Raw genomic sequence first — 26,697 nt, 5'->3', positions numbered from 1 at the left:
GGTTGGCGTGTCTCGTCCCTCCGCCGGGGGAACGACACAGCACCGGGATGGGTTCCACCGCAGGTCACGGCCCTGCTGACCGGCACGGACCGGTCAGGGGGGCGGCAGCAGGGTGGCGGGTCTCACACTGCCCGCCCCGAAGCGGGCCCCGGCCCGGTCCACCGCCCCGTCGGCTTCGCGCCAGCCGTGAGCCCGTTCGCCGAGGACCAGCTGACGGGGAGCGGTGGCGGAGTCCGCCAGCCCCTCGAGGCGGACCCCGACCAGCCGCAACCGGGCGCGTTCCAGACCCAGCCCGTCGAACAGGTCCCGGGCGGTGGCGTGGATCTCCCGCGTGACGTCGGTGCGTTCCCGCAGGGTCCGGGACCGGGTGATCGTCGTGAAGTCGGAGAACCGGACCTTCAGGACGACCGTCCGGCCGGCCAGCCCCTGCGCCCGGGCGCGGGCGGCGGTCCGCTCGGCCAGGCGCAGCAGCTCCCGGTGGACGTGCCGGGGGTCGTCGACGTCGCGGGGGAAGGTCTCCTCGGACCCGATGCTGCGCTCGGGGACGGCGGCGACGACCCGCCGCTCGTCCCGGCCCCAGGCCAGGGCGTGCAGGTGGCGGCCGGTCGCCTCCCCCAGCCCCCGGGTCAGGGTCGCCACGGGGGTGTGCGCGATGTCGGCGACGGTGCGCAGACCGAGGCGGGTGAGGGCCTCCTCGGTGCGCTCCCCCACCCCCCACAGGGCGCCGACGGGCAGCGCGTGCAGGAAGGTGACCGTCTGGGCGTGCGGGACGACGAGCAGACCGTCCGGCTTGGCCCCGCCGGAGGCGAGCTTCGCGACGAACTTCGTCGACGCGACGCCCACCGAGCAGGTGATGCCCTGCTCGTCGGCGATCCGCGCGCGCAGCAGTTCCCCGATCCGGGCGGGGCTGCCGAGCCGGCGCACCGCGCCGGCGACGTCCAGGAACGCCTCGTCGAGGCTGAGCGGCTCCACGAGGGGGGTGACCGAGCGGAAGACCTCCATGACCCCGGCCGAGATCCGCGCGTAGTCCTCGTGGTGCGGGGCGAGGACGGTGGCCGCCGGGCACAGCCGTCGGGCGCGGGCCATCGGCATGGCCGCGTGCACCCCGAACCGGCGGGCCTCGTAGGTCGCCGACAGGACGACACCGCGGTTCCCGCCGCCGACGACGACCGGCGTCCCGACGAGGTCGGGACGGCGCAGCAGCTCGACCGAGGCGTAGAAGGCGTCCATGTCGACGTGCAGCACGGTGCACCCGGTGTCGTCGCGGTCCAGGCCCCACCCCCCGGGAGTGCCGGGGCGCGGCACCGGGCGGCGGCTCACCGGGTCCCGCCCCGGCCCGCCGCCGCGGGGGCGTCAGCGGGTCGCGTGCAGGTGCAGCTGAGCGGCCAGGACGAGGAGCTCCTCCTCCGCCGCGGCCAGCGACTCCAGCTGCTGCAGCAGGGCGCGGTCGTCGTCGGACTCGGCGCTGGCCGGGGGCACGAGGTCGCTGAACGTGCGGGTGCCTTCGACCGCGGTGACGGTGAAACCCCCCTGCTCGGCCAGCGCCGTCGCGCCGGCCCGGTCGAACCGGCGGCGCAGCGGGTCGTGGGGGCTCCAGCGCCGCCCCTCGTCCGACAGGACGTGCAGGGCCTGGGCGAGCTGACCGGCCAGGACGCGCGAGAGCACGCTCGCGGGCCACTGCGCGACGAGGAGGCTGAGCCGCCCCCCGGGGCGCAGGGTGTCGTGGGCGGCGCGCAGGGCCGCGACCGGGTCGTCGACGACCTCCAGGACGCCGTGGCACAGCAGGACGTCGGCGCTGCCGGGGGCGAGCAGGTCGGACAGCTCGGTCGCGTCCCCCTGGACGGAGCGGACCCGGTCCGACAGGCCGGCCTCGACGGTGCGGCGCTCCAGCGCGGCGAGGGCGTCGGGCGAGGGGTCGACGACGACGACGCGGTGCCCGAGACCGGCGACGCGCACGGCCAGCCCGCCCGTACCACCACCGAGGTCGACGACGGCGAGCTCGTCGCCGCCCCGGTCGGCGGCGGCTTCGGTGAGCAGCCGCTGGACCCCCTCCCAGAGAACCGTCGACGTGCGGGGGCGACCCCGGTCCTTCGCCACTCGTTCCTCCAGCCTCGTGCGGGTGGTGCTGCGCGTCCCCACCCTAGACACCCCGCGAGGAGGGGCCCGCGCGCCGTACCGGCCGCGGTCGCCGCGCTCGCCGTGGTCGCCGCCGCGCTCGCCGCCGAGGTCGCCGCTGCGGCCACCGGCGGGGTCACCGTCGGGGTCACCGCCCCGAGCTGCCGGAGCTGGAGTGCCACAGCTTGCGGTCGGGGACGTCCCCGGCGCCCTCCACCCGGCCGAGGGCACGGGAGTTGCGGGGGTCCTCCCCCGCGGGCCGCAGGTCGGCGTAGGGCGACTGCAGGAAGCCGCTGGCGTGCACCAGCACCCGCCGGGCACCCGGGCCCGGCGCCGAGGACCCCCGGTCCCCGAGGGGCGGGGGGACCACCACCGGCCGGCTGGACCTGCTGGCGGCCGCGGCCCCGGCGGCGGCGTGCGAGTACCGCGGGTCGGGGGCGGCGGCGAGGAGCGCGTGGACCGCGTCGACCCCACCGGCGGTCCATGCCTCCTGCAGCACCGGCAGCTCCCAGGCGCCCGTGGCCCGCAGGGACACCCCCCGCGGGCCGGTCCGGCGCAGCACCCCGCGCACCAGGAGCAGCCAGGAGTGAAAGACCGTCGCGGCGTAGGGGCCCTGCGCGTCCTCGAAGAACGTCGCGTCGACCGGTCCGGTGGTGTCGTCGAGGGTGAGGAAGACGACCCGCCGGCCGGAGCGGACCGGTGGGGTCTGGGTGGCGACCTTGACCCCGCCGACGAGGACCTCGGCCCTGCTGCGCCGCGACCGCAGCTCCCGGGCCGGGGTGACCCCCAGGGCTCGCAGCAGCGGGACGTAGGGGTCCACGACGTGGGCGCTGACGTCCAGGCCGAGCACGTCGAGCTCGGCGCGGACCCGTTCGGGGCCGGTCATCTCGGGCAGCCCGCTGACGGCGACCTCCTCGGGAGCCCCGCCGAGGTCGAGGGCCAGCTGGACCGCCCCGGCGGAGTCGTCGACGGGACGGGCCGCCCGCGACTGGGCCGCGGCGGCGGCGCGGACGTCCAGGGGCCCGCGCGCCGGGCGCGCCGCCCGCCGCGGGGCGGAGCCGTTCGCGCCGGACCGGCTCCAGCGCTCCAGCTCGGCGACCTGCAGGAGGAGGTCGCGCCGGGTGGTCTTCCCGCGGCGGGGGGCGGGGGCACCGACGCGGTCCAGCGGACGCATGCCGTGCAGGGAGTCCAGCGCACCGGCCAGGACGAGGCGTTCGGCGACCGGCCGGGACGGCCGCGCCCGCTGCCACAGGTCGGCCAGGGACCGGTACGGCTGCCCGGCGACGAGGCGCGTCACCTCCGCCGCCGAGATCCCCTTGACGTCGGTGAGCGAGAGCCGGATCCCGAAACCCGTGCCGTCCGCGACGCCCTCCCCCAGGCCGTCGGCGTTGCGCGCGCCGCCACCGCCGAGCCAGGGGTCGAGGGTGTCGCCGGGGAGGGGTTCGGGGGGGTCGGTCCTCTCGACGCGGTAGGTGTCGCCGGAGGCGTTGACGTCGAGGCCGAGGACGGTGATGCCGAGGTTCCGCGCGTCGTCGAGGATCAGCCGCTTGGGGTACATGCCCGGGTCGTGGGTGAGGACGCCCGCGAGGAACGCCGCCGGGTGGTGCGCCTTGAGCCACGCCGACTGGTACGTCGGGAGGGCGAAGGCCGCCGCGTGCGCCTTGCAGAAGCCGAACGAGGCGAACGCGGTGAGGACGTCCCAGATCCGGTCGACCGTCGCCGGGGGGTAACCGCGCTCCAGGGCCAGCCGGCGGAACTGCGGTTCCACCTCCTCCTGCCCGGCCCGGGTCCCCAGGTGGCGGCGGTACTCGTCGGACCGGGCCAGGTCGTGCCCGGTGGTGGCCCGGATGATCTCGATGACCTGCTCGTGGAAGACGACGACCCCGCCGGTGGGTCCCAGGACGTGCGCCAGCCGCTCGTCGAGGTGGTCGGGCGCGGCCCAGCCCTGCCGGACCTCCAGGAACGGGGTGACCATGTCGGACTTCACCGGGCCGGGGCGGAACAGGGAGATGTCGACGATGACGTCGTCGAAGGTCCGCGGCCCGAACTTCCCGATCAGTTCGCGCTGCCCCGGGGACTCGATCTGGAAGCACCCCAGGGTCCGGGTGGACCGGATGAGCTCGTAGGTGGAGGGGTCGTCGAGGGGGACCTGACCGCGGTCGTCGAGGTCCACCTCGACCTGCTCGACCCGGGCGACCTCCCGGACGGCGTGGGCCATCGCGGACTGCATCCGGATCCCCAGGACGTCGAGCTTCAGCAGACCCAGGTCCTCGACGTCGTCCTTGTCGAACTGGCTCATCGGGAAGCCCTTCCAGCTGGCCTCCACCGGGATCCGTCCCAGGAGGCCGGGGTTGGACAGCACGACGCCGCAGGGGTGCAGGGCGACGTGCCGGGGCAGGCCGTCGAGGCGCCCGACGAGGTCGAAGAACACCTCGAGGCGTTCCTCGGCCAGGCCGCTGCGCCGGAGCTCGGGCAGTTCGGCGATGGCGGTGCGGGCGTCGCGGGCGCGCAGGTGCGGGAACGAGGTCGCGATGGCGTCGACCTCACCGGGGGGCAGTCCGAGCGCGGCGCCGACGTCGCGGACGGCGTGCCGGACCCGGTAGCTGTCCATCATCGAGACGCAGGTCACGCGCTCGGCCCCGAACCGGTCGAGGATCGCGGCGTAGACGTCCTCGCGCCGGGCGGACTCGACGTCGAGGTCGATGTCCGGCAACTGCCGGCGCAGGGGGTTGAGGAACCGTTCCACGAGCAGGCGGTGCTGGAGCGGTTCGACGTCGGAGACGCGCAGCAGGTGGTTGACGATGCTGCCCGCGCCCGAACCGCGGGCGGCGACCCGGACCCCCATCGCCCGGGTGAGGTCGCAGACGTCGGCGACGGTGAGGAAGTAGCTGGCGAACCCCGTCGTCCGGACGATCGCGAGTTCGTGGTCGAGGCGGTCCCGGACCCGCCTCTCGAGCCCGCGGTCGGCGCCCGGGTACCGGTGGGCGATCCCCGCCTCGCACCGCGCGGCGAGGACGGCGTCCCGGTCGGCGTCCTCGCGCAGCCCGAGCGCGGCGGGGTCGGGCAGGTGGTGGGTCCCGACACCGAGGTCGCTCGCGGGGTCCTGCCGGGCCCGTCCGGCGAGGTGGTGGGTGGCCTCCAGGAGTTCGGCGGCGGCGGCCGGGTCACCCGCGGCGCGGGCGACCTCGACCGCCGTGCGCACCATGCCGGGGGTGGGCACGAGGTGCCCCTGGCCGTTGACCCGGTCGGTGTGCCGGGCCCCCAGCGGCACCAGCCGGCGGATCGCGTCGAGCAGGTCGGCGGTCAGCGCGCCGTCCGGGCCGGCCGAGCGCACCGCCGCGGTGAGCACGGCGGGAACCCCCGCGGCGCGCGCGAGGGCGAGCACCCGGGCGGCGTGCTCGACGCTGCGGGCCGTCCCCGGGGGGGCGTGGTGGCAGACGACCTCCACGTGCAGGGAACCGTCCGGGAGGACCTCGCGCCAGGCCCGCAGGACGGCGCGGGCCAGGTCGTCGCGCCGGGCGAGCACCGCCCGCCCCAGTTCGGAGTCCGGGCCGAGCAGGACGGCCAGGGCGGGGCGCCCGCTGGGCCCGTCCGCGTGGGAACCGACGAGTTCCAGGCTGCTGACGGGTTTCCCGCGCTCCCCGCCGAGGTGCGTCGCGCTCACCAGCCGGCACAGCGCCGCCCACCCGTTGCCCGCGCCGCAGTCGCCGGCCCCCAGCGCGAGGACGGTGGCGCGGGGGAACCGCGGGTCGACCACCGGGCCGCCCCGGGCAGGGGTCCGCGCGGGCCCGCGCCGCAGGCGGACCGAGGGGTCGGCCCATCCGGGGAGGTCGTCGGCCAGCCCGGTGGGTGCGGTGGCCAGGTCGACCCCGAGGACGGGGGCGAGACCGGCCCGCTCGCAGGCCCGGACGAACTTCACCGCCCCGTACAGGCCGTCGCGGTCGGTCAGGGCCACGGTCGACATCCCGAGGTCGGCCGCCCGGGAGACGAGGTCGGCGGGGGTCGAGGTCCCGTAGCGCAACGAGTACGCCGACGCGACGTGCAGGTGCGGGAACGGGGTGGTGCGTGGGGCGGTCATGGGACGTCCTTCGGAACGTGCCCGTGGGGAAGACCGGGTGGGTCCTGGTTCTGCGGTCCGGAGCGGCGGCGCCGCGGGGTCAGCCGGCGATCGGCAGGGCGCTCAGCCCGAGCATCGACTCGACCACGCGGTGGAACCGTTCGGCGTCGGCGAGCAGGTCGTCGGCCGCCGCCGCGTCCACGACCCCGACGCGGCCCGCCTCGACGGCCGCGCGGACGGAGGCGGTCAGCGCGAACCGGTCCGCCCAACCCTGCAACGCCGGGTCGAAGGCGGGCAGCATCTCCCACACGCTGCGCGGACCCCCGCCGCGACGACCCCGCGCGGGGCGGCCGTTGAGCGCGACGAGCGCGGCCCCGGCCCGGAGCGCGGCCAGGTGGGCGTGGACGTACCGCTCGGCCACGTCCTCGGCGCGCAGCGCGGTGAGCAGTTCGTCCTCGCAGCGGGCGAGGAGGTCGAGAGCGGCCGTCGTCAGCGGACGGGGGACGCCAGCGGGGACGTCGAAGCGGGTGGACATCGCGTGCACCTCCGGTCGGTCTGATCGGTTCTCGTCGACGGCCTCAGTCGCTGACCCGCAGCAACTGCCAGTCCTCCGACGCTTCGGAGGAAGAACTACCAGCGACCTCCGACACGACCGCCGTCCCCGGCGCCACCGGCCGGGCCAGGTCGTAGACGCCCCAGCCGCCGGTGCGGCCGGAACCGGCCTCCACGCGGAAGACCTCACGCTCGAGGTCGCCGATCTCCAGGACGGGACGCGCGCGACGGTCCCGGGTGGCGCCGGGGTCGGTGGCGTCGCCGTGGACGGCGGCGATCGCGGCGTGCTCCCACCAGGCGCTGCGCTCGCGCCAGCGGGACAGGACCTCGCGGACCACGTAGAGCCTGCCGCGCCAGATGAACTGGACCGGACCCCGGCCCCCCTCGGCCAGTTCGCCGGACCGGACGTGCACCTCGTCGGAGAACCGTCGCACCTTCGTCACCCTCCCCACTCGAGCCGGCGCCGCGGCGGACCGCGCGGCGCGGTGAGCCGGGGGAAGCGGCCCGCGAGGACGCACCCGGGTGCGGCCCGGGGAGCTTCCCCTCCCACCGGACCGCACCGCGAGTGGCCTCGTCGTGTTCGAACACCGGTTCGAACACACCTCGAAGCTACACCACGGCCCTCGGCGTCCGTCAACGCCGAACGGGTTGTCCACACGACGGGGAGTCGCGGTCCGAGCGCCGAGGGTGACCCGGCCGGGGCCCCTCCCGGACCGTCACCCGAACGGCCGACAGGTTGTCCACAGCGCGCCGTCCGGCGCCCCCGGCGACCCGGGGAACGTGGGAGCGTGCGCCGGTGATCCAGCTCCGTCCCCTCACCGCGACCGCCACCGGGCTCGTGTGCCTCGGACTGCTCGTCGGGTGTTCGAACGAGGAAGCCGCGCCGCAGGCACCCATTGCGGCAGGGTCCGACACGACAAGCACTGAACGGCCAGGAGAAGCCGGAACTGCAAGCTTTGGAACCCGCCCCTCGGCGGAGGCCCTTCCTCCTGCTCCACCGCAGAGCGAGCTCAGCAAAACCTTCACTCCGGACGGCGCGAGCGCCTTCGCGGCGTACTTCGAGCACGTGATGAACCACGCCAGAGAGACAGGCGATTCGACCCTGCTTCGTCGCATCTCAACCGAGGACTGCACCGGGTGCGCGGCATACGCCGATGAGATCGACGCCTATCGAGAGGCGGGGTACGTCAGCACTGGAACGATCTTGGAGTTCCACGGGACGCGAATCCTCTCCTGGGATCCAGAAGCGGGAGAGACCGACATGGACGTCGAACTCTCTCGGCCAGCGCACCAGCTCCTCCGCTCGGACGGCACTTTGATCGAAGACGTCCCGGCAGCGCCAGAACTCACGGGTTATCTCTGGTTGAAGTGGATCGAGGGTCGTTGGGCCGTGCGGGAGGTGGAGTGAGAGCGATCACGCCGGTAGCTCCGGCAGTCCTGCTAGTTGCACTGATGGCACCCGCGAACGCGCACGCCTCGGTCTCGGACCGCGCCCACGCGGACGGCGATGGCGTCAAGGTCGGTGCTTGGCAGAGGCATCCGGGAAGCGGAGCGCAGCCCCCCAGGAGAACAGCTAGAGGCGGGAAGACGGGTCAGCCCGTCACCGTCGTACGCACGCCCGCCTGCGGCGGCAACAGCCCGGAGGGCTTCCGCAACGACAACTATTGCGGCGCCTCCGACAACACGTGCCCCCCGGGGCAGACCTTCGCCACGACGTGGATCCAGGTCGCAGGGCAGGCCCGCTGGACCAACGACGGAACGCGGTGCACGAGCGACGCCCCAGCGGGTCAGCCCGTGGTCATCCCGGCCGTCACGGTCTCCGACCTGCGCCGGGTCGGCCTGCCGCCCAGCCCGGTGCACCTGCAGCCGGGCACCGGGGAGGCGATCCTGAACGTCCCCCTGGTGCTGCACACCACCGGCGGGACGGTCACCCGGGACACGACCGTGCTGGGGTTCCCGGTCACGATCCGCGCCACCCCGACCAGCTGGACGTGGGACCTCGGGGACGGGCGGAGGATCGGGCCGACGAGCGACCCGGGGCGGCCGTACCCGCACCAGACGCTGACCCACGCGTACACCGAGCCCGGCGACCGCGCGATCACCCTCACGACCACCTGGTCCGGGGAGTACACGATCGCCGGGCTGCCCTACCGCCCCATCGAGGGGACCGCGACCACGACGTCCCCGGCCGTGGGCGTGCACGTCCTCAGCGGGAGCAACGTGCTGGTGGCCGAGGAGGGGTGAGGCGCTCCCCGGCCACCGGGCCGCTCGGGGCGACGGGGAACGGGAACGGTTCTACGCTGAGGGTGCATGAGGTGGATGCCGCGTCAGGAACCGGCCACGGGCGGTGGTTCCCTGACGACCGCCCCCTCCGACCGGCCCTCCGTGCTGCACGTGCCCGCCGTCGAGTGCACGGCGGGAGCGCTGCTGGACCTGGACGCGGCCGGTGAGGTCCGGGAGGTGCCGGTCCCCCCGGGGGACACCGCCGCGCTGGCGCGGCACCTGCGGGTGCCGGTGGCGGCGATCGCCGCCACGGCGGTCCTGCGCACCCGCGACGACCGCCACCTGTTCGTCATCTCCTCCGCGGCCCACCCGTTGTTCCTCCCCGCGCTGGCGGCCGTGCTGTGCGAACCGGAGCTGTTCCGCGACGACGACACGGACGTCCTGCGGCGCACCGGGTCGGTCCTGGGCTCGGCGTCCCCCCTGGGCCTGTCGGAGCCGTTGCCGACGTTCGTCGACGTCGCCCTGGCCCCGCACCAGGACGTGTGGGTGCCGGCGGGCCACCCGCACGCCGTCTTCCGCACCCGCTACGACGAGCTCCTGCGCCTGACGGGGGGCCACCCCGTCGAACTCGGATGACCGAGCTGATCGAGGGGTTCGCCGTCCACCGCACGGGGTCGTCCGACCCCGCCCGCCCGCTCCTGGTGCTCGTGCACGGCCTGGGCGGAGCCGCCTCGGCGTGGTCGCTGATGGTGCCGCACCTGGCCGCCGACCACCGGGTCGTCCTAGTGGACCTGCCCGGTCACGGGGGCGCCCCGCCGGTCCCCCCGGAGAGCATGACGCCCCGCGCCCTGGGGGCGCGGCTGCGGCGGTTCGCCGCGGCGCAGGGGGAACCGGTGCACCTGGTGGGGCACTCCCTGGGGGGCTGGATCACCCTGGAGGCGGCGGCCGGGGAACGGGACGGCGCCGTCGCCGACGTGACGGCCTTCACGCCCGCGGGGTTGTGGACCACGCCCCGTCGCCGCCCGCCGCTGCTGCCGACGGGGCAGCAGTTCGCCCGGCTCGCCGGGCGGCTGCCCGGCCGGGTCGCGACCACCCGGGTCGGGGTGACGATCGCGCTGGCCGCGACGAGCACGGCACCGCGCAGCCTGCCCGTCGAGGTCGTCCGCGACGCGCTGGCCGCCATCGCGACGGCCCCCGGGTACGTGGCCGCCGACGCCGGCATCGCCGCGGGGGCCTTCACCGGCGCCGAGGACGTCCGCGCACCGGTGACGGTCGTCGCGGGCGGCCGGGACAGGGTGCTCCCCCCGCAGTTCTGCCGCCGGGAGGCGGCCCCGGCGCACGCGCGGTGGATCGTCTGGCCCGAGTGCGGGCACGTCCCGCCGTGGGACCGGCCGGCCGACTGCGCGGTGGTGGTGCGCGAACAGGTCGGCACCACCGTCCCCGGGTAGCCTCACCCGGTGCCCGCCCCGCAGCTCGTCACGCTCGACGTCTGGACCGTTGCGGCGCAGGACGTCCCCCGCGCCCTGTGGCGGATGGCCGCCGACCGCCCGGTCCTGCCCCGGCTGCCCGGGGCCCGCTTCGCCAAGCTCCTGGGCACCGGCGACGGCCGCACCTTCACCGTCCGGGACGCCGACCCGCTGCGCTGGGCGGCCCTGGTGGCGTGGGACTCCCCCGCCGACGCCGAACGGTTCGAGACCTCGCGACCGGCCCGGGCGTGGGCCGGCATCGCCCGCGAGCGCGCCCAGTTCCGGCTCGCGCCGCGCAGCAGCCGCGGTCGCTGGTCGGGGCGCGAGCCCTTCGGCGGCTCGGGGTCCGGCCCCGCGGCGGACGGCGACGGGCCGGTGGCCTCCATCACCCGCGCCCGCCTGCGCCCGCACCGGGCCGCCTCGTTCTGGCGGGCGGTGCCGCCGGTGGCCGCCGAGCTGCACGCGGTGCCGGGCCTGCGCTGCGCGTTCGGGATCGGTGAGGCCCCGCTGGGGTTCCAGGGCACGTTCTCGCTGTGGGACTCCACGCGGGCGCTGCGCGAGTTCGCCCACCGGGGGGCCGCGCACCGCGACGTCATGGTCCGCACCCCGCGGGAGGGCTGGTACGCCGAGGAGCTGTTCGCGCGGTTCGACGTCGTGGGGGTGCGCGGCACCCTGGGCGGCCGGACCCCGTGAGGTGGCCCGGCGCGCTCCCGGGCCCCGCGCGGCCGGTGTCGCACTGCGTCCCTAGAGTGCTGGACGTGCTCTCCCCCCGCGCCCGAACGCTCACCGGAGTCCTGCCCGGCGCCCTCGCGGGGGGTGCCGTCCTGTCCCAGGTGGCCTACCCGCTGCTGCGCGGGGAAGCCCTGCGGCGCACCACCATCGGGTCGGTCGCGGCCTTCGCCGCCGCCTCGGTCGCCGACGCGGCCCGGCGCGGCGGCCTGCGCGCGGCGGCGACGACGCTCGCGGTCGCCGGCGGGCTGGGGCTGGCCGCGGAGGCGGTCGGGACCCGCACGGGCCTGCCGTTCGGCCGGTACCGCTACGCCGGGACCCTCGGCCCGCAGGTCCTGGGCGTGCCCGTGGTGGTGCCGCTGGCCTGGACGATGCTCGCGCACCCCGCGGTCCGGCTGGGGCGGCACCTGGCGAGGGACCTCCCGGGGGCGCGCCGGGACGTCGTCACCGTCGCGGCCGCCGCCTGGACGCTCGCCTCCTGGGACCTCTTCCTCGACCCGCAGATGACCGCCGCGGGGCACTGGACCTTCGGGACGCCGAGGCCGCACCTGCCGGGGGTCCCGGGGATCCCGCTGTCCAACTACGCGGGCTGGTTGCTGACCTCGGCCGTGATGTGCGCGGCCCTGCACCGGGCCCTGCCCGCCGAGCGGGCGACCCCGCAGACCGTGCCGGCGGCCCTGCTCGGCTGGACGTGGCTCGGGTCGACGCTGGCCAACGCGGCGTTCTTCCGCCGTCCCGTGGTCGCCGCCTACGGCGGGGTCGCGATGGGGCTGACGGTCCTGCCGTACCTGCGGTCGCTGGTGTCGGGCCGGTGAGGCCGCTGCGGGCCCTGACGTGGGCGGGGTCGGCGAGCGCCGTCGCGCTGACGGTCCACTCGCTGCTGAACGCCCGGGCCCTGCGGGTGCCCTCGCTCGACCCGCCGCCGGTCCCGGGCCGGGTCAGCGTCCTGGTGCCCGCCCGCGACGAGGAGGACGTCGTCCGGGAGTGCCTGACGTCGTTGCTCGACCAGGTGCAGCTGCCGGACTACGAGGTCCTCGTCCTCGACGACGACTCCTCCGACCGCACCGCGGCCGTCGTCGAGGCGGTCGCGGCCGGTGACCCGCGGGTGCGGCTGCTGCGCGGCGAGGGACCACCGCCGGGCTGGCTGGGCAAGACGCACGCCTGCCACGTGCTGGCGCGGCGGGCGCGCGGCGACGTGCTGGTGTTCGTGGACGCCGACGTGGTCCTGGCCCCGCACGCGGTGGCGGCGGCCGTGGAGCTGCTGCGGGGTGCGGGGCTGGACGTGGTGTGCCCGTACCCGCGGCAGCTGGCGCTGACGTGGAGCGAGCGCCTGGTCCAGCCGCTGCTGCAGTGGTCGTGGCTGACGACGCTGCCGCTGCGGCGGGCCGAGGTGTCCGCGCGGCCCTCGCTGGCGGCGGCCAACGGGCAGTTCCTCGTGGTGGACGCCGCGGCGTACCGCCGCGCCGGGGGGCACGGGTCGGTGCGGGGCGAGGTGCTGGAGGACCTGGCGCTGGTGCGGGCGGTGAAGGCGGCGGGGGGTCGCGGTGGTGTCGTCGACGGGACGGCGCTGGGGACGTGCCGGATGTACCGGGGGTGGGCCGAGCTGCGCGCGGGGTACGCGAAGTCGCTGTGGTCGGCGTTCGGCTCGCGGCCGGCGGCGGTCGCGGTCGGCGCGGGGCTGGCGGTGACGTACCTGCTGCCGCCGGTCGCGGCCCTGGGGGGCTCGCGCGCGGGCGCGGTCGGCTACCTCGCCGGGGTCGTCGGCCGGTACGCCGCGGCCGAGCGCACCGGGGGCCGGTCGCTGCCGGACGCGTTCGCGCACCCGGCCTCGGTCGCGGTGCTGCTGGGGCTGCTGGCCGATTCCTGGCGCCGCCGGGACCGGGGCGGGCTGCGCTGGAAGGGGCGGGAGCTGTGAGCCGCGTCGTCGTCGTCGGCGCGGGGTTCGGGGGGTTGTCGGCCGCGGCGCGGCTGGCGGCCCTGGGTCACGACGTCGAGGTGTTCGAGCAGGGCCCGGAGGTCGGCGGGAAGCTGGGCTGGTTCAGCCGGGACGGCTTCTCCTTCGACACCGGTCCGTCGCTGCTGACCCTGCCGGCGGTCCAGCGGGACCTGTTCCTGAAGACCGGCACCCCGATCGAGGACGTCCTCGACGTGGTCCCGCTGGACCCGGTGGCGCACTACCGGTTCGGCGACGGCACGGAGCTCGACCTGCCCGGCGGGGGCCTGCCGGCGGTGGCGCGCGCCCTCGACGAGGCCCTGGGCGGCGGGGCGGGGGCGCAGTGGACGGCGTTCCAGCGGCGGGCGGCGCGGATCTGGGACGTGGCCCGCGAGCCGTTCCTGGAGTCGGCGCTGGAGGGCCCGCGCACGCTGCTGGCGCTGGCGCGCGACACCTCCGCCCTGCGGACGGTGGCGCCGTGGTCGTCGCTGCGGGGGCTGGGGCGGACGTACCTGCGCGATCCCCGGCTGCGGACGCTGCTGGACCGGTACGCGACGTACTCGGGGTCGCACCCGGCGAAGGCGCCGGCGGCGCTGGCGACCGTCCCGTTCGTGGAGCAGGCCTTCGGCGCCTGGTACGTGCGCGGTGGGCTGCACCTGCTGGCGCAGGCGGTCGCCGAGCGCGCGCGCGAGCGCGGGGCCCGGATCCGGACGCACACCCCGGTCGTGCGGGTCCTGGAGACCGGGGGCCGGGCGTCGGGGGTGGAACTGGCCGACGGGACCCGGGTGCGGGCCGACGTCGTGGTCTCGGCGGTGGACGCGGCGGGGCTGTACGGCGAGCTGCTCCCCCGGCCGCGGTTGCGGCCGCGCCGGCGGTTGCGGTCGTCGTCGGGCTTCGTGCTGCTGCTGGCGCTGGAGGGCCGCACGCCGGGGCTGCGGCACCACACGGTGCTGTTCCCGGAGGACTACGACGCGGAGTTCGCCGACCTGGCCGCGGGCCGGCCGGTGGCGGACCCGACGGTGTACGTCAGCGCGCCCGACGACCCGGCGCTGCGCCCGGACGAGGACTCCGAGGCGTGGTTCGTGCTGGTCAACGCCCCCGTCCACGACCCCGGCGGGGGGACGGACTGGCGGGACGGGGAGCTCGTGGCCCGGCACGCCGAGCTGGTGCTCGCGACGATGGCCCGCCGGGGCCTGGACGTGCGGGACCGGGTGCGCTGGAGCGAGGTCCGCACGCCCGCGGACCTGGCCGAGCGGACCGGCAGCGACGGCGGGGCGATCTACGGCACCGCCAGCAACGGGGCGCGGTCGGCGTTCCTGCGGCCGGCGAACCGCTCCCCCGTGCCCGGCCTGTTCCTGGTCGGCGGGACGGCCCACCCCGGTGGCGGGCTGCCGCTGGTGGGGCTGTCGGCCCGCATCGTCGCGGACCTGGTCGGGGCGCCCTAGAGCCGGCGCCCGACGGCGGTGACGACCTGGACGAACCCGATGACCCCGAGCACGGCCCACACCCCGGCGCCGAGGGTGGCCCAGTCGAGCCAGACGACGATCGCGGTGGCGATGGCGGAGCTGGCGGCGAGGGCCAGCCGCACGGGGCGCTCGGCGACGGAGACGATCGCGACGTCGTCGACGCCGAGGCCCTGGCCCCGGGCGCGCACGTACTCCTGCAGCTGGGCGAGACCACCGGCGAGTAGGACCAGCCAGGCCGGTGCCCCGCAGGCCCACAGGACCACGGCGCAGGCGGCGTCGCCGACGCGGTCGCAGGTGGCGTCGAGCAGCGCCCCGCGCCGGGAGGTGCGGTCGGTCATGACCGCGACGGCCCCGTCGAGGTTGTCGAAGACCCCGGCCGCGGCCAGCAGCAGACCCGCCACGACCGCGGCGGACCCGCCGCGCCCGCCGACGACGGCGAGCAGCGCGGCGGCGACGGCGAGCAGCGCCCCGGCGAGGGTGATCGCGGCGGGCGGGACGCCCGCGCCCGCCATCGGCCGCGCGAGCGCGTGCGCGCCGCCGAGCCAGCCGCGCACGAGCGCGTTGGCGTGCGCGCCGCCGTGCAGCGCGCTCCAGCGCCGCAGGTACGCCTCCCGGTCCATCACCACGACGCCCACGGTAGGACCCACCCCTCCGTGACCTGCCGGTGACCAGCGCAGACACCCGCTCGCCTCGGCAGGGGGTGGTGCCTAGAGTGCCCCTGTGCCGCCCGCCTCCAGCACCCACCAGCCCGATGAGAAGCGCCTGAGCGACGACCTGCGCTCGGCCGTGTCCACCGTCCTCGAGGACTTCCTGCACGACCAGAGCGCGGTCCTGCGCGAGGTGAGCGTCGACTGCGCACCCGTGCTGGACGCGATCGCGGCGCTGCTGGCCGGGGGCAAGCGGCTGCGGCCGGCGTTCTGCTACTGGGGGTTCCACGGGACCGCGGACGGGCTGTCGGACGAGGGGGTCGTCACCGCCGCGGCCGCGCTGGAGCTGTTCCAGGCCGCCGCGCTCATCCACGACGACGTGATGGACGACTCCGACACCCGGCGCGGCCAGCCGGCGGTGCACCGCCGGTTCGAGGCGCTGCACCGCGACAGCGGCTGGGACGGCAGCAGCGCCCGCTTCGGGCTGGCCGGGGCGGTCCTGGCCGGTGACCTGTGCCTGAGCTGGAGCGACGAGCTGTTCTCCCGCAGCCGGTTGCCCGCCGACGCGATGGCCCGCGGCCGGCAGGTCTTCAACACCATGCGCACCCAGCTCATGGGCGGGCAGTACCTCGACATGCTGGAGCAGGCCTCCTCGACGCAGCGGGGCGCGGCGGGGGCCGTGGACCGGGCGCGGCGCGTCCTGACGTTCAAGAGCGCGAAGTACTCGATCGAGCACCCGCTGCTGCTCGGCGGCTCGCTCGCGGGGGCCTCCACGGACCTGCTGGCCGACTACTCGCGGTTCGGTCTCGCCCTCGGCGAGGCGTTCCAGTTGCGTGACGACGTGCTGGGGGTGTTCGGTGATCCGGCCGAGACCGGCAAACCGGCGGGCGACGACCTGCGCGAGGGGAAGCGGACGGTCCTGGTGGGTCTCGCGGTGCAGAGCGCGACCCCGGCCCAGGCCGCCGAGCTGGAACGGCTGCTGGGTGCGCCGGACCTCGACGCCGCGGGCGTGCAGACCCTGCGGACCATCTTGACCGAGACCGGCGCCCTGGCCGGTGTGGAGGAGCTCATCGTGCAGCAGGTGGACGTGGCGTGCGCCACGCTCGACGCCGCGGAACTGACCACGACCGCTCGCGCGGCCCTGCACGAACTCGTCGTCGCCGCGACGAGCCGACGCTCGTGAGCGCGCTGAGCCGGACCCTGGACTGGCTGCCGGGCCGCACCCGGCACGTCGCGGGGCCGACGCAGGACGTCGTCGTGGTCGGGGCCGGGCTGGCGGGGCTGTCGGCGGCGATGCGCCTGGCCGGGGCCGGGCGCACCGTGACCGTCCTGGAGCGCGAGGACGTGCCGGGCGGGCGGGCGGGGCTGGTCGTCAAGGACGGGTACCGCTTCGACACCGGTCCGACCGTGCTGACGATGCCGGACCTGATCGCCGACTGCTTCGACGCCCTCGGCGAGGACATGCACGACTGGCTGGACCTGCACCCGGTCGACCCGCTGTACCGCGGGAACTTCGCGGACGGGACGAGCCTGCACGTCTCCGCGGACGTCGAGCGCACCGCCACGGCGATCGGCGAGCTGTGCGGGGCGGCCGAGGCCGACGGGTACCGCCGGTTCGTCGAGCACGTCGGGAACCTCTACCGGTACGAGATCCGCGACTTCATCGACTCCAACATCGACACCCCGCTGGACCTGCTCAAGCCGAACCTCGTGCGGCTGCTGGCCGCGGGCGGGTTCAAGAAGATGGCCCCGGAGGTGGGCCGCTTCCTCAAGGACCCGCGCACGCAGCGGATGTTCTCCTTCCAGGCGCTGTACGCGGGCCTGTCGCCGTACGACGCGCTCGCCCTGTACGCCGTCATCGCGTACATGGACTCGGTCGCGGGGGTGTTCTTCCCCAAGGGCGGGATGCACGCGCTGCCGACGGCGATGGCCGCGGCGGCCGAGAAGCACGGCGTGCAGTTCCACTACGGCACGACCGTCGACGGGGTGGAGCTGTCCGGTGGCCGCGCCCGCGCGGTGACCACCACCGACGGGCGCCGGTTCGCCGCCGACGTCGTGGTGCTGAACCCGGACCTGCCGGTGGCCCGCACCGAGCTGCTGGGCGCCCCGGTGCGGCGCTCGCTGTCCTACTCCCCCAGCTGCTACCTGCTGCTGGCGGGGTCGAGCGTCGACTACCCCGACCCGGTCCACCACTCGATCCACTTCGGGTCGGCGTGGAAGGAGGTGTTCGCCGAGCTGCTCGACGGCCGCCTCATGAGCGACCCGTCGGTGCTGGTGTCCCGCCCCACGGTCTCGGACCCCTCGCTGGCCCCGGCGGGCAAGCACGTCTACTACGTGCTGTTCCCGACGCCGGCCCTGTCGGCCGGCAGCTCGCGGATCGACTGGGACCGGTTCGCGCCGCGCTACCGCGACCACGTGATGGAGGTCCTGGCCGAGCGCGGCTACCCGGGCTTCGCCGAGGGGATCGAGGTCGAGGACGTCACCACCCCGGCGGACTGGGAGCGGCGCGGGATGGCCGACGGCGCGCCGTTCGCGGCGTCGCACTCGTTCCGGCAGACCGGGCCGTTCCGGCCGGGGAACCTGTGGGGCGAGAACGTGGTGTTCACCGGGTCCGGGACCCAGCCCGGGGTCGGGGTGCCGATGGTGCTCGTCTCGGGCCGGCTGGCCGCCGAGCGGGTGACCGGTCGCGACCGCGCGTACCGCTCGCGCGCGTGGCGCAGCTCGTGAGCCCCGCCGCGCGCCTGCCGCGCAGCAGCGCGGCCTGCCTGGACGCCGCCGCGGAGCACGACCCCGCGCTGCGCGACCCGGAGCTGCGGGCGGCGTTCGAGGCGTGCCGGGTGCTGCACGCCGAGCACGGCAAGACGTACTACCTCGCGACGCTGCTGCTGCCCCCGGCGAAGCGGCCCTACGTGTGGGCGCTGTACGGGTTCGCGCGGTACGCCGACGAGTTCGTCGACTCCCTCACCGACCCGGACCCGGACGCGCTGGTGGCCTGGTCGGACGACTTCCTGAAGTCGCTGGACCACCACGAACCGGCCGAGCCCGTCGGGCGGGCGATGGCCGCCACGATGCGCCGCTGGGACCTGCCCCGCGAGCACGTCGAGGCGTTCCTGGACTCGATGCGGATGGACATCACCGAGACCGGGTACGCGACGTACGAGGACCTGCGCCGGTACGTCTACGGTTCGGCGGCGGTCATCGGCCTGCAGATGCTGCCGATCCTGGAGCCGCTGACCCCGGACGCGGCCGCCCGCGCGCAGGCGCTGGGTGAGGCGTTCCAGCTGACGAACTTCGTCCGCGACGTCGGCGAGGACCTCGACCGGGGCCGCGTCTACTTCCCGGCCGAAGACCTCGACCGCTACGGGCTGACCCGCGAGGACCTGTTCGCGGCGCGGGCGGCCGGGCGCACCCCCGAGCCGGTGCGGGCCCTGCTGGCGCACGAGGCCGAGCGGACCCGGGAGCTGTACGCGTTCGCCGAGCCGGGCCTGTCGATGGTGCACCCGACGAGCCGGGACTGCCTGCGCACGGCGTACCTGCTGTACGGCGGCATCCTCGACGAGGTCGAGGCCGCCGGCTACGACGTCCTGGGCCGGCGGGTGCGGGTGGGGCTGCCGCGCCGGCTCGCGGTCGCCGTGCCCGGTCTGGTCCGGGCCCGGCGGGCCCGGGCCGCCGAGGCGAGGTGGCGGACCCGCTGACCCGGTGGTCGCGGGCCCGCCCCCGGGCGGCTCAGAAGCTGGAGGCCTGCGCCCGCCGGCGCACCTCGGTCTTGCGGTTCGCGCGCAGCGCGTCCAGCGGGGTGCCCGGCAGCGTGTCGTCGGCCGTGTGCAGCCAGGCCAGGGCCTCCACGTCGGAGTAGCCGGAGTCGGCCAGGACCGACAGGGTGCCCTTGAGGTGGTGCAGGGGCCCCTCGGCCGTCACGAACCCGGCGGGCACGCTGGCCACGGCGCGCTCGCCGCGGCGCACGGCCACGATCTCGCGCTCCTGCAGCCAGCGGCGGACCTCGCGCTGGTCGCGGCCGGTGACCTCGGCGACGTCCGGGACCGTCAGCCACTCGGGGACGAGGGCGTCGAGTTCGTCGGTGCCCGTCTCGCGGGCGATCTCTGCTCTCAGCGGTGCAACCACGGGACCAGTCTGCCGTGCGGACGGCGCGACGACATGCCCGCCCACCTCCCACCGCGCGCACGGCCGGTCCAGCATCGTGGAAGGTGGACCCCGGGACCGGTCCGGTAGGTTCACGACGACCCCACCGGTCGCACCCGCCCCACCCGCCCCACCCGTCACGACCTGCGAGGGATGCCATGGCCGACGAGACCACTGACAAGCCGAGCTCGACGTCGCGACGCGGCCGCTGGCTCACCGCCGCCCTCGTCGGCGCCGCCGCCCCGACCGCCCTGGTCCCCGCCGCGCACGCCGCGGCCGCCACCGGCGAGACGGTCGTCACGGTCCGCGCGGGGGACACCGTCGGCGCGATCGCCGCCGCCCACGGGACCACCACCGAGGCCGTCGTCGAGGCCAACGGCCTGGACGCCGACGCGTTCGTCGTCGAGGGCCAGCAACTGCGCGTGCCCGGCCCCGGCAGCGGCGCGACCGGCGGCGGCGGGGGCACCCACACCGTCCGCGACGGCGACACGCTGTCGCACATCGCCGCGGCGAACGGCACCACGGTGGGCGCGCTGCGCGAGGCCAACGGCCTGAGCGCCGAGGGCTTCATCCGCGCCGGGCAGGTCCTGGCGCTGCCCGGCGGTGCGGGCCCGGCGACGAGCGCGTCGACCGCGACCGGCACGGGCCCGGGCACGTACACCGTGCGCTCCGGCGACACGCTCTCGCACATCTCCCTGGCCACCGGCACCAGCGTCGAGGACCTCGTCGAGCTCAACGACCTCGACGGGACCGGGTTCATCGTCGAGGGGCAGACCCTGCGGACCGGCGGCCCCGCCCCGGCGCGCCGCCCCGCCGCCCCGGCCGCCCCGGCTGCGCAGGCCCCGACCGTCTCGGACGCCGTGGCCACCAACCGGGCGCGGATCCGGGCCAGCAAGCAGCCCGGCAAGGACGAGATGCGCGAGATCATCCGGTCGACGGCCGTGCGGCTGGGGGTGGACCCCTCGCTGGCGCTGGCCATCGGCATGCAGGAGTCGGGCTTCCAGATGAAGGTCGTCTCCCACGCCAACGCCATCGGCGCGATGCAGGTCATCCCCAGCTCCGGGCAGTGGGCCTCGGACCTGCTCGGGGAGCCGATCGACCTGTTCGACGCGCGCGACAACGCCAAGGCCGGCGTGGCGATCCTGCGCACCCTGGTGGCGAACAACCCGCCGGACATCGCGATCGCCTCCTACTACCAGGGCCAGGCCTCGGTCCGCTCCCGCGGGATGTACGACGACACGCGGCGCTACGTCGCGAACGTGCAGACGCTGCAGGCGCGCTTCAGCTGAGCCGGCCGGGAGCCGACCTAGACTCGCTGACCGTGGACGCGACCCTCTCCGACCCGCTCGTCGGACGACTCCTGGACGGGCGCTACCGCGTGCTGGGCCGCGTCGGGCGCGGCGGGATGGGCGTCGTCTACCGCGCCGAGGACGAGCGGCTCGACCGGGCCGTGGCCCTGAAGGTGCTGCGGGCCGACCTCGCGCACGACCCGACGGCCCGCTCCCGGTTCGTCCGCGAGGCCAAGTCCGCGGCGCGCCTGACGCACCCGGGGGTCGTCGCCGTCCTGGACCAGGGCGTCGACCACGAGGGCGGGACCGAGACGGCGTACCTCGTCATGGAGCTCGTCGACGGCCGCACGCTGCGCGACGTCGTGCTCGACAAGGGCGCCCTGACGCCGGGCGAGGCGCTGGGCGTCACCGCCGACGTCCTCGACGCGCTCGCCGAGGCGCACCGCAAGGGCGTCCTGCACCGCGACGTGAAGACCGCGAACGTCCTCGTCGCCCACGACGGCCGGGTCAAGGTCGCCGACTTCGGGCTGGCCCGGGCCGCCTCCAGCGGCGGGCAGAGCACCACGGTCGGCATGGGCGACCTCATGGGCACCGCCGAGTACCTGGCGCCCGAGCAGCTCGAGGCCGGCGAGCCCGACGCCCGCAGCGACGTCTACGGCGTCGGCGTGATGCTCTTCGAGATGCTCACCGGCGCCCCGCCGTTCACCGGCGACAGCCCCTTCACCATCGCCTACAAGCACGTCCACGAAGCGGTCCCGCCGCCGTCGACGAAGGTCCCGGGCCTGCCCACCGCCCTGGACGCCCTCGTCCTGGACGCCCTGGCCAAGGACCCCGACGAACGTCCCGCCGACGCCGGGGAGATGCTCGAGCAGCTGCGCGCGGTCCGCTCCTCGCTGACCCCCGAGCAGCTGGCGACCCGCGCCGCCCGGCCCGCCGCCGCCGCGACCCCGGGCAGCACCACGCGCCTGGGCGCCGTCGCCGCGCAGGAGCCCGCCGGCGCGGCCCCGGCCGGGGAACCGCACGAGGGCCGCCGGTCCCGCCGGGGGCTGCTCGTCGGCCTGGTGCTGCTCGTCGTCGCCGTCGCCGCCGCGATCTCCTGGTTCTTCCTGGCCGGGCCCGGCGCGTACACCACGACCCCCGCGGTGACGGGGCGGTCCCCGCAGGACGCGGCCGCGGTCCTGCGGGCCGAGGGCCTGGCCGTGCAGGAGCAGCAGGGCTTCAGCGACGACGTCCCCGCCGGCCTGGTGGCCTCCAGCGATCCCGGCACCGGGGAACGGGTCCGCAAGGACGGCACCGTGACGATCGTGGTCAGCCGCGGGGTCGAGCAGTTCCCCGTTCCGGACGTCGTCGGTGCGCCCCGGGCCGAGGCCGAGGCCGAGATCACCACCACCGGGCTCGCCGTCGGCGCCGTCACCGAGGAGTTCCACGAGGAGGTCCCGCGGGGCGCCGTCATCCGCACCGACCCGCAGGTGGGGACGGTCATCGCCCACGACAGCCCGGTGGCCCTCGTGGTGTCCCGGGGCCGGCAGCCGATCGACGTCCCGGCCGTCGTCGGCCAGGGCCAGGACGCCGCGGCGAGGGCCATCACCGACGCCGGGCTCACCGTCGGCGAGGTCGAGCAGCGGGTCAGCGAGACCGTGCCGAAGGGCGAGGTGATCTCCCAGGCCCCCGACGACGGGACGCTGTTCCGCGGGGACCCCGTCGCCCTCGTCGTCTCCTCCGGCCCGCCGCTGGTGGAGGTCCCCCGGGTCCAGGGCAAGAACGTCGACGCGGCGCGTCAGCAGCTCGAGGGGCTCGGCTTCGCGGTGAGGGTCGAGAACGTCCTCGGCGGCATCTTCGGGACCGTCCGCGACAGCGACCCCGCCGCGGGCCAGTCGATCCCCAAGGGGTCGACGATCACGCTCACCGTCGTCTGAGGACGCGAGGAGGGCCCGGCCCCCGCGGGGACCGGGCCCTCCTCTCGTGCTCGTCAGCGGTTCGCGAGCATCTCCGCGGCCAGGAACGCCAGCTCCAGGGACTGCTGGTGGTTCAGGCGCGGGTCGCACAGCGACTCGTAGCGGGTCGCGAGCGCCGCGTCGTCGATGTCCATCGCCCCGCCGAGGCACTCGGTGACGTCGTCGCCGGTCAGCTCGACGTGCAGGCCGCCGGGCACGGTGCCCAGCGAGTGGTGGACCTCGAAGAACCCGCGGACCTCGTCCACGACGTCGTCGAACCGGCGGGTCTTGTACCCGCTGGTCGAGGTGATCGTGTTGCCGTGCATCGGGTCGCACACCCAGGTGACCTGGGCGCCGGACCTCGTGACGCCGTCCACGAGCGCGGGCAGCGCCTCGCGGACCACCGAGGCGCCCATGCGGGTGATGAACGTCAGCCGGCCCGGTTCGCGGTACGGGTCGACCTTGTCGATGAGCGCGAGCGCGTCGTCGACGGACGTCTTCGGGCCCAGCTTGATCCCGATCGGGTTGCGGATCTTCGAGGCGAAGTCGACGTGCGCGCCGTCGAGCTGACGGGTCCGCTCCCCGATCCAGACCATGTGCGCGGCCGTGTCGTACGGGCCGCCCTGGCGCGCGTCGCCGCCGACGGGGCCGCTCAGCGGCGGCTCCTCGTCGAGGGTGCGGGTCAGCGGGCGCTCGTAGTCCAGCAGCAGCGCCTCGTGGCTGGACCAGAAGTCCACCGTCTGCAGCGCCTCGAAGTCGGCCCCGCAGGCGATCATGAACTTCATCGCCTTGTCGATGTCCCGGGCCAGCGCCTCGTACCGCGCGTTGGCGGCCGTGGCGGCGAAGCCGCGGTTCCACTCGTGCACCTTGCGCAGGTCGGCGTACCCGCCGGTCGTGAACGCCCGGATGAGGTTCAGCGTCGCCGAGGACGTGTGGTAGGCGCGCAGCAGCCGCTGCGGGTCCGGGACGCGGGCCTCGGGGGTGAACGCGAAGTCGTTGACGGCGTCACCGCGGTACGCCGGCAGCGTCACCCCGTCGCGGGTCTCGTCGTTGGACGAGCGCGGCTTGGAGAACTGCCCGGCCATCCGGCCGACCTTCACGACCGGCAGGGAGGCGCCGTAGGTGAGGACCGCGGACATCTGCAGCATGGTCTTGAGCCGGCGGCGGATGCCGTCGGCCGTCGCGCCGGCGAACGTCTCGGCGCAGTCCCCGCCCTGGAGCAGGAACGCCTCGCCGCGGGCGGCCTTGGCCAGCTGCGCGCGCAGCTGGTCGGCCTCCCCGGCGAACACGAGCGGCGGATACGACGCGAGCTCCGCGTGCACCTCGGCCAGCGCGGCGGCGTCCGGCCACTGGGGCTGCTGCGCGGCGGGGAGGTCGGGCCACGTCGTGCTGGACGTGACCGACGACGGCGTGCTCGTCGTGGGAGTGCTCACACGGGCCAGTGTCGCACTCCCGGCGTCCTCAGGAGGCCACCCTCACCAGCGCAGCCCGGCCGTCTCGGCGCGGCGGCCGGGCGGCACGGTGCGCAGGACGCCGGTCGCGTCGGCCAGCGGGACCTGCGTGACGTCCAGGCCGTGCAGGGAGGCCATGGTCCCGAAGTCGCCGGCGGCGAGGGCCTCGACGGCGCTGAGCCCGAACCGGGTCGCCAGGACGCGGTCCGCCGCCGACGGCGTGCCCCCGCGCAGCAGGTGCCCCAGCACGGTCACCCGGGTCGACAGCCCCGGGACGCGGGCGGTGAGCTCGTGCTCCAGCGCGTCACCGGCGCCGCCGAGCTGGGCGTGCCCGAACGCGTCGCGGGGGGCGTTGCGCACCGCCTCCGCGCCGTGGACCCTCGCACCCTCGCTGACGACGAGCAGCGGAGCCCGGCCGCCGTCCAGGACCTCCCGGACGGTCGCCGCCACGGCGTCGAGGTCGACGTCCTCCTCGGGCAGCAGCGTGACGTGCGCCCCGGCCGCCAGACCGGTGTGCAGCGCGATCCAGCCCGCGTGCCGGCCCATCACCTCGACGATCATCGCGCGGTGGTGGCTGGCCCCGGTCGTCACGAGCCGGTCGCAGGCGTCGACGGCGGTCTGGACGGCCGTGTCGAAGCCGAACGTCGCGTCGGTCGCGGACAGGTCGTCGTCGATGGTCTTGGGCGCCCCCACGACCGGGACCCCGGCCTCGTGCAGGGCCGTGGCGACCCCCAGGGTGTCCTCGCCCCCGACGACGAGCAGCGCGTCGACGCCGAGGGCCGTCAGCCGCTCGCGGACCCGCTCGACGCCCTCCTGGACGCCGTCGGCCAGCGGGTTGGTCCGGGACGAGCCCAGGATCGTGCCGCCGACGGCCAGCAGGGGCCGGACGACCGCCTCGTCGAGGGGCGTGACGTCCCCCTCCAGGACCCCGCGCCAGCCGTCGAGGAACCCGACGAACTCCATGCCGTGCCGCTGCGTCCCGGCCAGCACCGCCGCCCGGATCACCGCGTTCAGACCGGGGCAGTCGCCGCCCCCGGTGAGGATCCCGACCCGCATGCCCGTTCCCCCGCTCCCCGGCGTCGTCGCCGGCGTGCCCGTCAGGTGCGCCTCCAGCGTGCCACCGCGCGATCAGCCGTGCGCGCCGCCGGGGCCCGGCGCGTCGCCGTCGGCGGGACCGGGGGGAACGGGTGGAGCGGCGCGGCCGCCGGGGCCGCCGGCGGAGGTGGTCGGGGGTTCGGGGACGCCGGTGCCGCGCGACAGCTCCGCGCGCAGCTCGCTGCGCTCGGCGTACACGTCGACGTACTCCTGCCGGGACAGCTGCTGGATCGCGGCCATCACCTCGTCGGTCACGGAGCGGACGACGAACTGGTCGTCCTCGCGGCCGGCGTAGCGGGAGAAGTCCAGCGGCTCGCCGAAGACGACGCCGACCCGGCGCACCTTGGGCAGCAGGCGGCCCGACGGGAGCAGGTCCCCGGTGCCGATCATGGCGACGGGGACCACGGGGGCCCCGGACCGCAGCGCGATCCGCGCGACGCCGGTGCGGCCCCGGTGCAGCCGGCCGTCCCGCGAGCGGGTCCCCTCGGGGTAGATGCCGAACAGCTCCCCGTCCCGCAGGACCTGCACGGCGCTGTCGATGGCGGCCGAGGAGGCCCGCCCCCCGGAGCGGTCCACGGGCAGCTGCCCGATGCCGTGCATGAGCCCCGCGGTCAGCCGGCCGCGCACGCCCTTGCCGCGGAACAGGTCCGCCTTGGCGATGAACGTGACCCGGCGCCGCACGACGGTGGGCAGCAGCACCGTGTCGGCGGCCGAGAGGTGGTTGCTGGCCAGGATCACCGGGCCGGTGGCGGGGACGTTCTCCAGCCCGCGGACCCAGGGCCGGAACACCGCGGTGACCAGCGGCTCGGCGACGAGCAGCTTGATCGGCCAGTACAGGACCGGGAATCGGGGCACCGGTGGAACGCTACCGGCGGGTGCGCCCGCCGCGCGGCACTCCGCCACGCCCAGACCTCGACCGGTCCGCCCCCGGCGTGCCACGATGAAGCGTGCCCCCGACCCCGGACGACGGTTCCGGCCCCCTCGACGTCGACGCGGCGTTCGCGGAGATCGTCGCGCGCTGGGGCGAGGACCCGGTCGAACCGGACCGTCCCCGCCAGGACGGCGCGGCCCCCCGGGACGAGGCCGGCGACGACGCCCGCGACGACGCGCAGGACCCCGTCGAGGAGGACGTCGAGGACGACGAGGACGACGAGGACGACGAGGACCCCTCCCCCCGGCACCTGGCCGACGACGCCGACGGTCCCGGCAGCGCCGACGGGCCGGAGGACCGGGCGCGGCTGATCCGCCCCGCCGCTCCCGCGGGCCCGGACGCCGGGGACGTGCCCGACCCCGAGTGGTTCGCGACCCCCCGCCGACCGCAGGAGGACGAGCCGGCCGAGCTGCGCGCGCTCGGCGAGGAGGGTTTCGTCCCGGCCGACCCCGCCCCGCTGCCCCGCGACGTCGTCGGCTGGGCCGCGTGGATCGCCGTGGTCGGCGCGCCGCTGTTCCTGCTCGTCGTGGCGCTGGGCTGGGACGACGTGCCGGCGCTGGTGACCGCGATCACCGCCGGGGTGTTCGTCGCCGGTTTCGCGACCCTGGTGATCCGGCTGCCCAGCCGCCGCGACGACGACGAGGACGACGGGGCCGTCGTCTGAGACCC

General features: G+C 76.1%; 24 protein-coding genes. 14 read left to right on the top strand and 10 right to left on the bottom strand.

Features of this window, described 5'->3' with window-relative positions:
* Positions 1-93: 93 nt before the first annotated feature.
* The 5 genes from dinB to ACRYM6_RS03435 form a co-directional block, all read right to left on the bottom strand.
* Entirely contained in the window at positions 94-1,320 is a 1,227-nt protein-coding gene (gene dinB / locus ACRYM6_RS03455; protein ID WP_432541176.1) for a DNA polymerase IV, read from the bottom strand.
* A 33-nt stretch (positions 1,321-1,353) separates the two neighbouring features.
* Complete coding sequence (locus ACRYM6_RS03450) at positions 1,354-2,097, bottom strand: methyltransferase domain-containing protein (RefSeq protein WP_432541175.1); 744 nt, start codon at positions 2,095-2,097, stop codon at positions 1,354-1,356.
* A gap of 166 nt (positions 2,098-2,263) precedes the next feature.
* A complete protein-coding gene (locus ACRYM6_RS03445; protein WP_432541173.1) occupies positions 2,264-6,193 on the bottom strand; it encodes a DNA polymerase III subunit alpha in 3,930 nt (1,309 codons plus the stop codon).
* A 79-nt stretch (positions 6,194-6,272) separates the two neighbouring features.
* Positions 6,273-6,707 (bottom strand): SAV_6107 family HEPN domain-containing protein, encoded by a 435-nt coding sequence (locus ACRYM6_RS03440; RefSeq protein ID WP_432541172.1) that lies wholly within the window; start codon positions 6,705-6,707, stop codon positions 6,273-6,275.
* 43 nt (positions 6,708-6,750) lie between these two features.
* Positions 6,751-7,167: a DUF6504 family protein gene (locus ACRYM6_RS03435; RefSeq protein ID WP_432541170.1), complete on the bottom strand. Its 417-nt coding sequence runs from the start codon at positions 7,165-7,167 to the stop codon at positions 6,751-6,753.
* Between the two features lie 353 nt (positions 7,168-7,520).
* Here ACRYM6_RS03435 and ACRYM6_RS03430 point away from each other — a divergent pair, with 353 nt between their 5' ends.
* The 8 genes from ACRYM6_RS03430 to ACRYM6_RS03395 all read left to right on the top strand — a co-directional run bounded on the left by ACRYM6_RS03430 (position 7,521) and on the right by ACRYM6_RS03395 (position 14,520).
* Positions 7,521-8,132 (top strand): DUF6318 family protein, encoded by a 612-nt coding sequence (locus tag ACRYM6_RS03430; protein WP_432541168.1) that lies wholly within the window; start codon positions 7,521-7,523, stop codon positions 8,130-8,132.
* Between the two features lie 386 nt (positions 8,133-8,518).
* Complete coding sequence (locus tag ACRYM6_RS03425) at positions 8,519-8,968, top strand: hypothetical protein (protein WP_432541167.1); 450 nt, start codon at positions 8,519-8,521, stop codon at positions 8,966-8,968.
* Between the two features lie 66 nt (positions 8,969-9,034).
* Entirely contained in the window at positions 9,035-9,583 is a 549-nt protein-coding gene (locus tag ACRYM6_RS03420; RefSeq protein WP_432541166.1) for an aminoacyl-tRNA deacylase, read from the top strand.
* Positions 9,580-10,395, top strand: coding sequence for an alpha/beta fold hydrolase (locus ACRYM6_RS03415; protein WP_432541164.1), 816 nt, complete (start codon positions 9,580-9,582; stop codon positions 10,393-10,395). Before ACRYM6_RS03420 ends, ACRYM6_RS03415 begins: the two co-directional genes overlap by 4 nt.
* A 9-nt stretch (positions 10,396-10,404) precedes the next feature.
* A complete protein-coding gene (locus ACRYM6_RS03410) occupies positions 10,405-11,106 on the top strand; it encodes a monooxygenase (protein ID WP_432541162.1) in 702 nt (233 codons plus the stop codon).
* Positions 11,107-11,171: 65 nt separating this feature from the next.
* Positions 11,172-11,957, top strand: coding sequence for a carotenoid biosynthesis protein (locus ACRYM6_RS03405; RefSeq protein WP_432541160.1), 786 nt, complete (start codon positions 11,172-11,174; stop codon positions 11,955-11,957).
* A complete protein-coding gene (locus tag ACRYM6_RS03400; RefSeq protein ID WP_432541159.1) occupies positions 11,954-13,057 on the top strand; it encodes a glycosyltransferase family 2 protein in 1,104 nt (367 codons plus the stop codon). The genes ACRYM6_RS03405 and ACRYM6_RS03400 overlap by 4 nt, the downstream gene beginning before the upstream one ends.
* Complete coding sequence (locus ACRYM6_RS03395) at positions 13,054-14,520, top strand: phytoene desaturase family protein (protein ID WP_432541157.1); 1,467 nt, start codon at positions 13,054-13,056, stop codon at positions 14,518-14,520. The genes ACRYM6_RS03400 and ACRYM6_RS03395 overlap by 4 nt, the downstream gene beginning before the upstream one ends.
* On the opposite strand, the gene ACRYM6_RS03390 is transcribed toward ACRYM6_RS03395, so the two are convergent.
* Positions 14,517-15,161, bottom strand: coding sequence for a CDP-alcohol phosphatidyltransferase family protein (locus ACRYM6_RS03390; RefSeq protein WP_432541233.1), 645 nt, complete (start codon positions 15,159-15,161; stop codon positions 14,517-14,519). The genes ACRYM6_RS03395 and ACRYM6_RS03390 overlap by 4 nt on opposite strands.
* A 100-nt stretch (positions 15,162-15,261) precedes the next feature.
* Between ACRYM6_RS03390 and ACRYM6_RS03385 the strand changes: the two genes are divergently transcribed.
* From ACRYM6_RS03385 to ACRYM6_RS03375, 3 genes are read left to right on the top strand one after another with little or no spacing between them, the layout of a single operon-like run.
* Positions 15,262-16,371 (top strand): polyprenyl synthetase family protein, encoded by a 1,110-nt coding sequence (locus ACRYM6_RS03385; RefSeq protein WP_432541156.1) that lies wholly within the window; start codon positions 15,262-15,264, stop codon positions 16,369-16,371.
* Positions 16,368-17,915, top strand: a complete 1,548-nt coding sequence (gene crtI / locus ACRYM6_RS03380) for a phytoene desaturase family protein (protein ID WP_432541154.1) — start codon at positions 16,368-16,370, stop codon at positions 17,913-17,915. The genes ACRYM6_RS03385 and crtI overlap by 4 nt, the downstream gene beginning before the upstream one ends.
* Entirely contained in the window at positions 17,900-18,883 is a 984-nt protein-coding gene (locus ACRYM6_RS03375; RefSeq protein ID WP_432541152.1) for a phytoene/squalene synthase family protein, read from the top strand. The genes crtI and ACRYM6_RS03375 overlap by 16 nt, the downstream gene beginning before the upstream one ends.
* Before the next feature lie 31 nt (positions 18,884-18,914).
* Here the strand turns inward: ACRYM6_RS03375 and ACRYM6_RS03370 are convergent, their stop codons facing one another.
* A complete protein-coding gene (locus ACRYM6_RS03370) occupies positions 18,915-19,310 on the bottom strand; it encodes an Rv2175c family DNA-binding protein (protein ID WP_432541150.1) in 396 nt (131 codons plus the stop codon).
* A 176-nt stretch (positions 19,311-19,486) separates the two neighbouring features.
* Here ACRYM6_RS03370 and ACRYM6_RS03365 point away from each other — a divergent pair, with 176 nt between their 5' ends.
* A complete protein-coding gene (locus ACRYM6_RS03365) occupies positions 19,487-20,617 on the top strand; it encodes a lytic transglycosylase (protein ID WP_432541149.1) in 1,131 nt (376 codons plus the stop codon).
* 32 nt (positions 20,618-20,649) lie between these two features.
* A complete protein-coding gene (gene pknB, locus ACRYM6_RS03360; protein ID WP_432541147.1) occupies positions 20,650-22,533 on the top strand; it encodes a Stk1 family PASTA domain-containing Ser/Thr kinase in 1,884 nt (627 codons plus the stop codon).
* A gap of 53 nt (positions 22,534-22,586) precedes the next feature.
* Here pknB and ACRYM6_RS03355 read toward each other — a convergent pair whose 3' ends face one another.
* The 3 genes from ACRYM6_RS03355 to ACRYM6_RS03345 form a co-directional block, all read right to left on the bottom strand.
* A complete protein-coding gene (locus ACRYM6_RS03355; RefSeq protein WP_432541145.1) occupies positions 22,587-23,984 on the bottom strand; it encodes a class II 3-deoxy-7-phosphoheptulonate synthase in 1,398 nt (465 codons plus the stop codon).
* Positions 23,985-24,026: 42 nt separating this feature from the next.
* Positions 24,027-25,058, bottom strand: a complete 1,032-nt coding sequence (locus ACRYM6_RS03350) for a 6-phosphofructokinase (protein ID WP_432541144.1) — start codon at positions 25,056-25,058, stop codon at positions 24,027-24,029.
* A gap of 72 nt (positions 25,059-25,130) precedes the next feature.
* Positions 25,131-25,952: a lysophospholipid acyltransferase family protein gene (locus ACRYM6_RS03345; RefSeq protein WP_432541142.1), complete on the bottom strand. Its 822-nt coding sequence runs from the start codon at positions 25,950-25,952 to the stop codon at positions 25,131-25,133.
* A gap of 92 nt (positions 25,953-26,044) precedes the next feature.
* On the opposite strand from ACRYM6_RS03345, the gene ACRYM6_RS03340 reads away from it, so the two are divergent.
* Entirely contained in the window at positions 26,045-26,692 is a 648-nt protein-coding gene (locus tag ACRYM6_RS03340) for a hypothetical protein (protein WP_432541140.1), read from the top strand.
* The last annotated feature ends 5 nt before the right edge of the window (positions 26,693-26,697 follow it).

The sequence above is a fragment of the Kineococcus rugosus genome (assembly GCF_050871975.1).
Classification (GTDB): domain Bacteria; phylum Actinomycetota; class Actinomycetes; order Actinomycetales; family Kineococcaceae; genus Kineococcus.
The sequence above is the reverse complement of the archived record's forward strand: the minus strand, read 5'-3'. Positions and strand labels throughout refer to the sequence as shown.

Coding starts and splice junctions, on each gene's coding strand:
- ACRYM6_RS03445 (WP_432541173.1), bottom strand. CDS start 6,193: ATGACCGCCCCACGCACCACCCCGTTCCCGCACCTGCACGTCGCGTCG.
- ACRYM6_RS03415 (WP_432541164.1), top strand. CDS start 9,580: ATGACCGAGCTGATCGAGGGGTTCGCCGTCCACCGCACGGGGTCGTCC.
- ACRYM6_RS03440 (WP_432541172.1), bottom strand. CDS start 6,707: ATGTCCACCCGCTTCGACGTCCCCGCTGGCGTCCCCCGTCCGCTGACG.
- ACRYM6_RS03365 (WP_432541149.1), top strand. CDS start 19,487: ATGGCCGACGAGACCACTGACAAGCCGAGCTCGACGTCGCGACGCGGC.
- ACRYM6_RS03420 (WP_432541166.1), top strand. CDS start 9,035: ATGAGGTGGATGCCGCGTCAGGAACCGGCCACGGGCGGTGGTTCCCTG.
- ACRYM6_RS03390 (WP_432541233.1), bottom strand. CDS start 15,161: ATGGACCGGGAGGCGTACCTGCGGCGCTGGAGCGCGCTGCACGGCGGC.
- ACRYM6_RS03350 (WP_432541144.1), bottom strand. CDS start 25,058: ATGCGGGTCGGGATCCTCACCGGGGGCGGCGACTGCCCCGGTCTGAAC.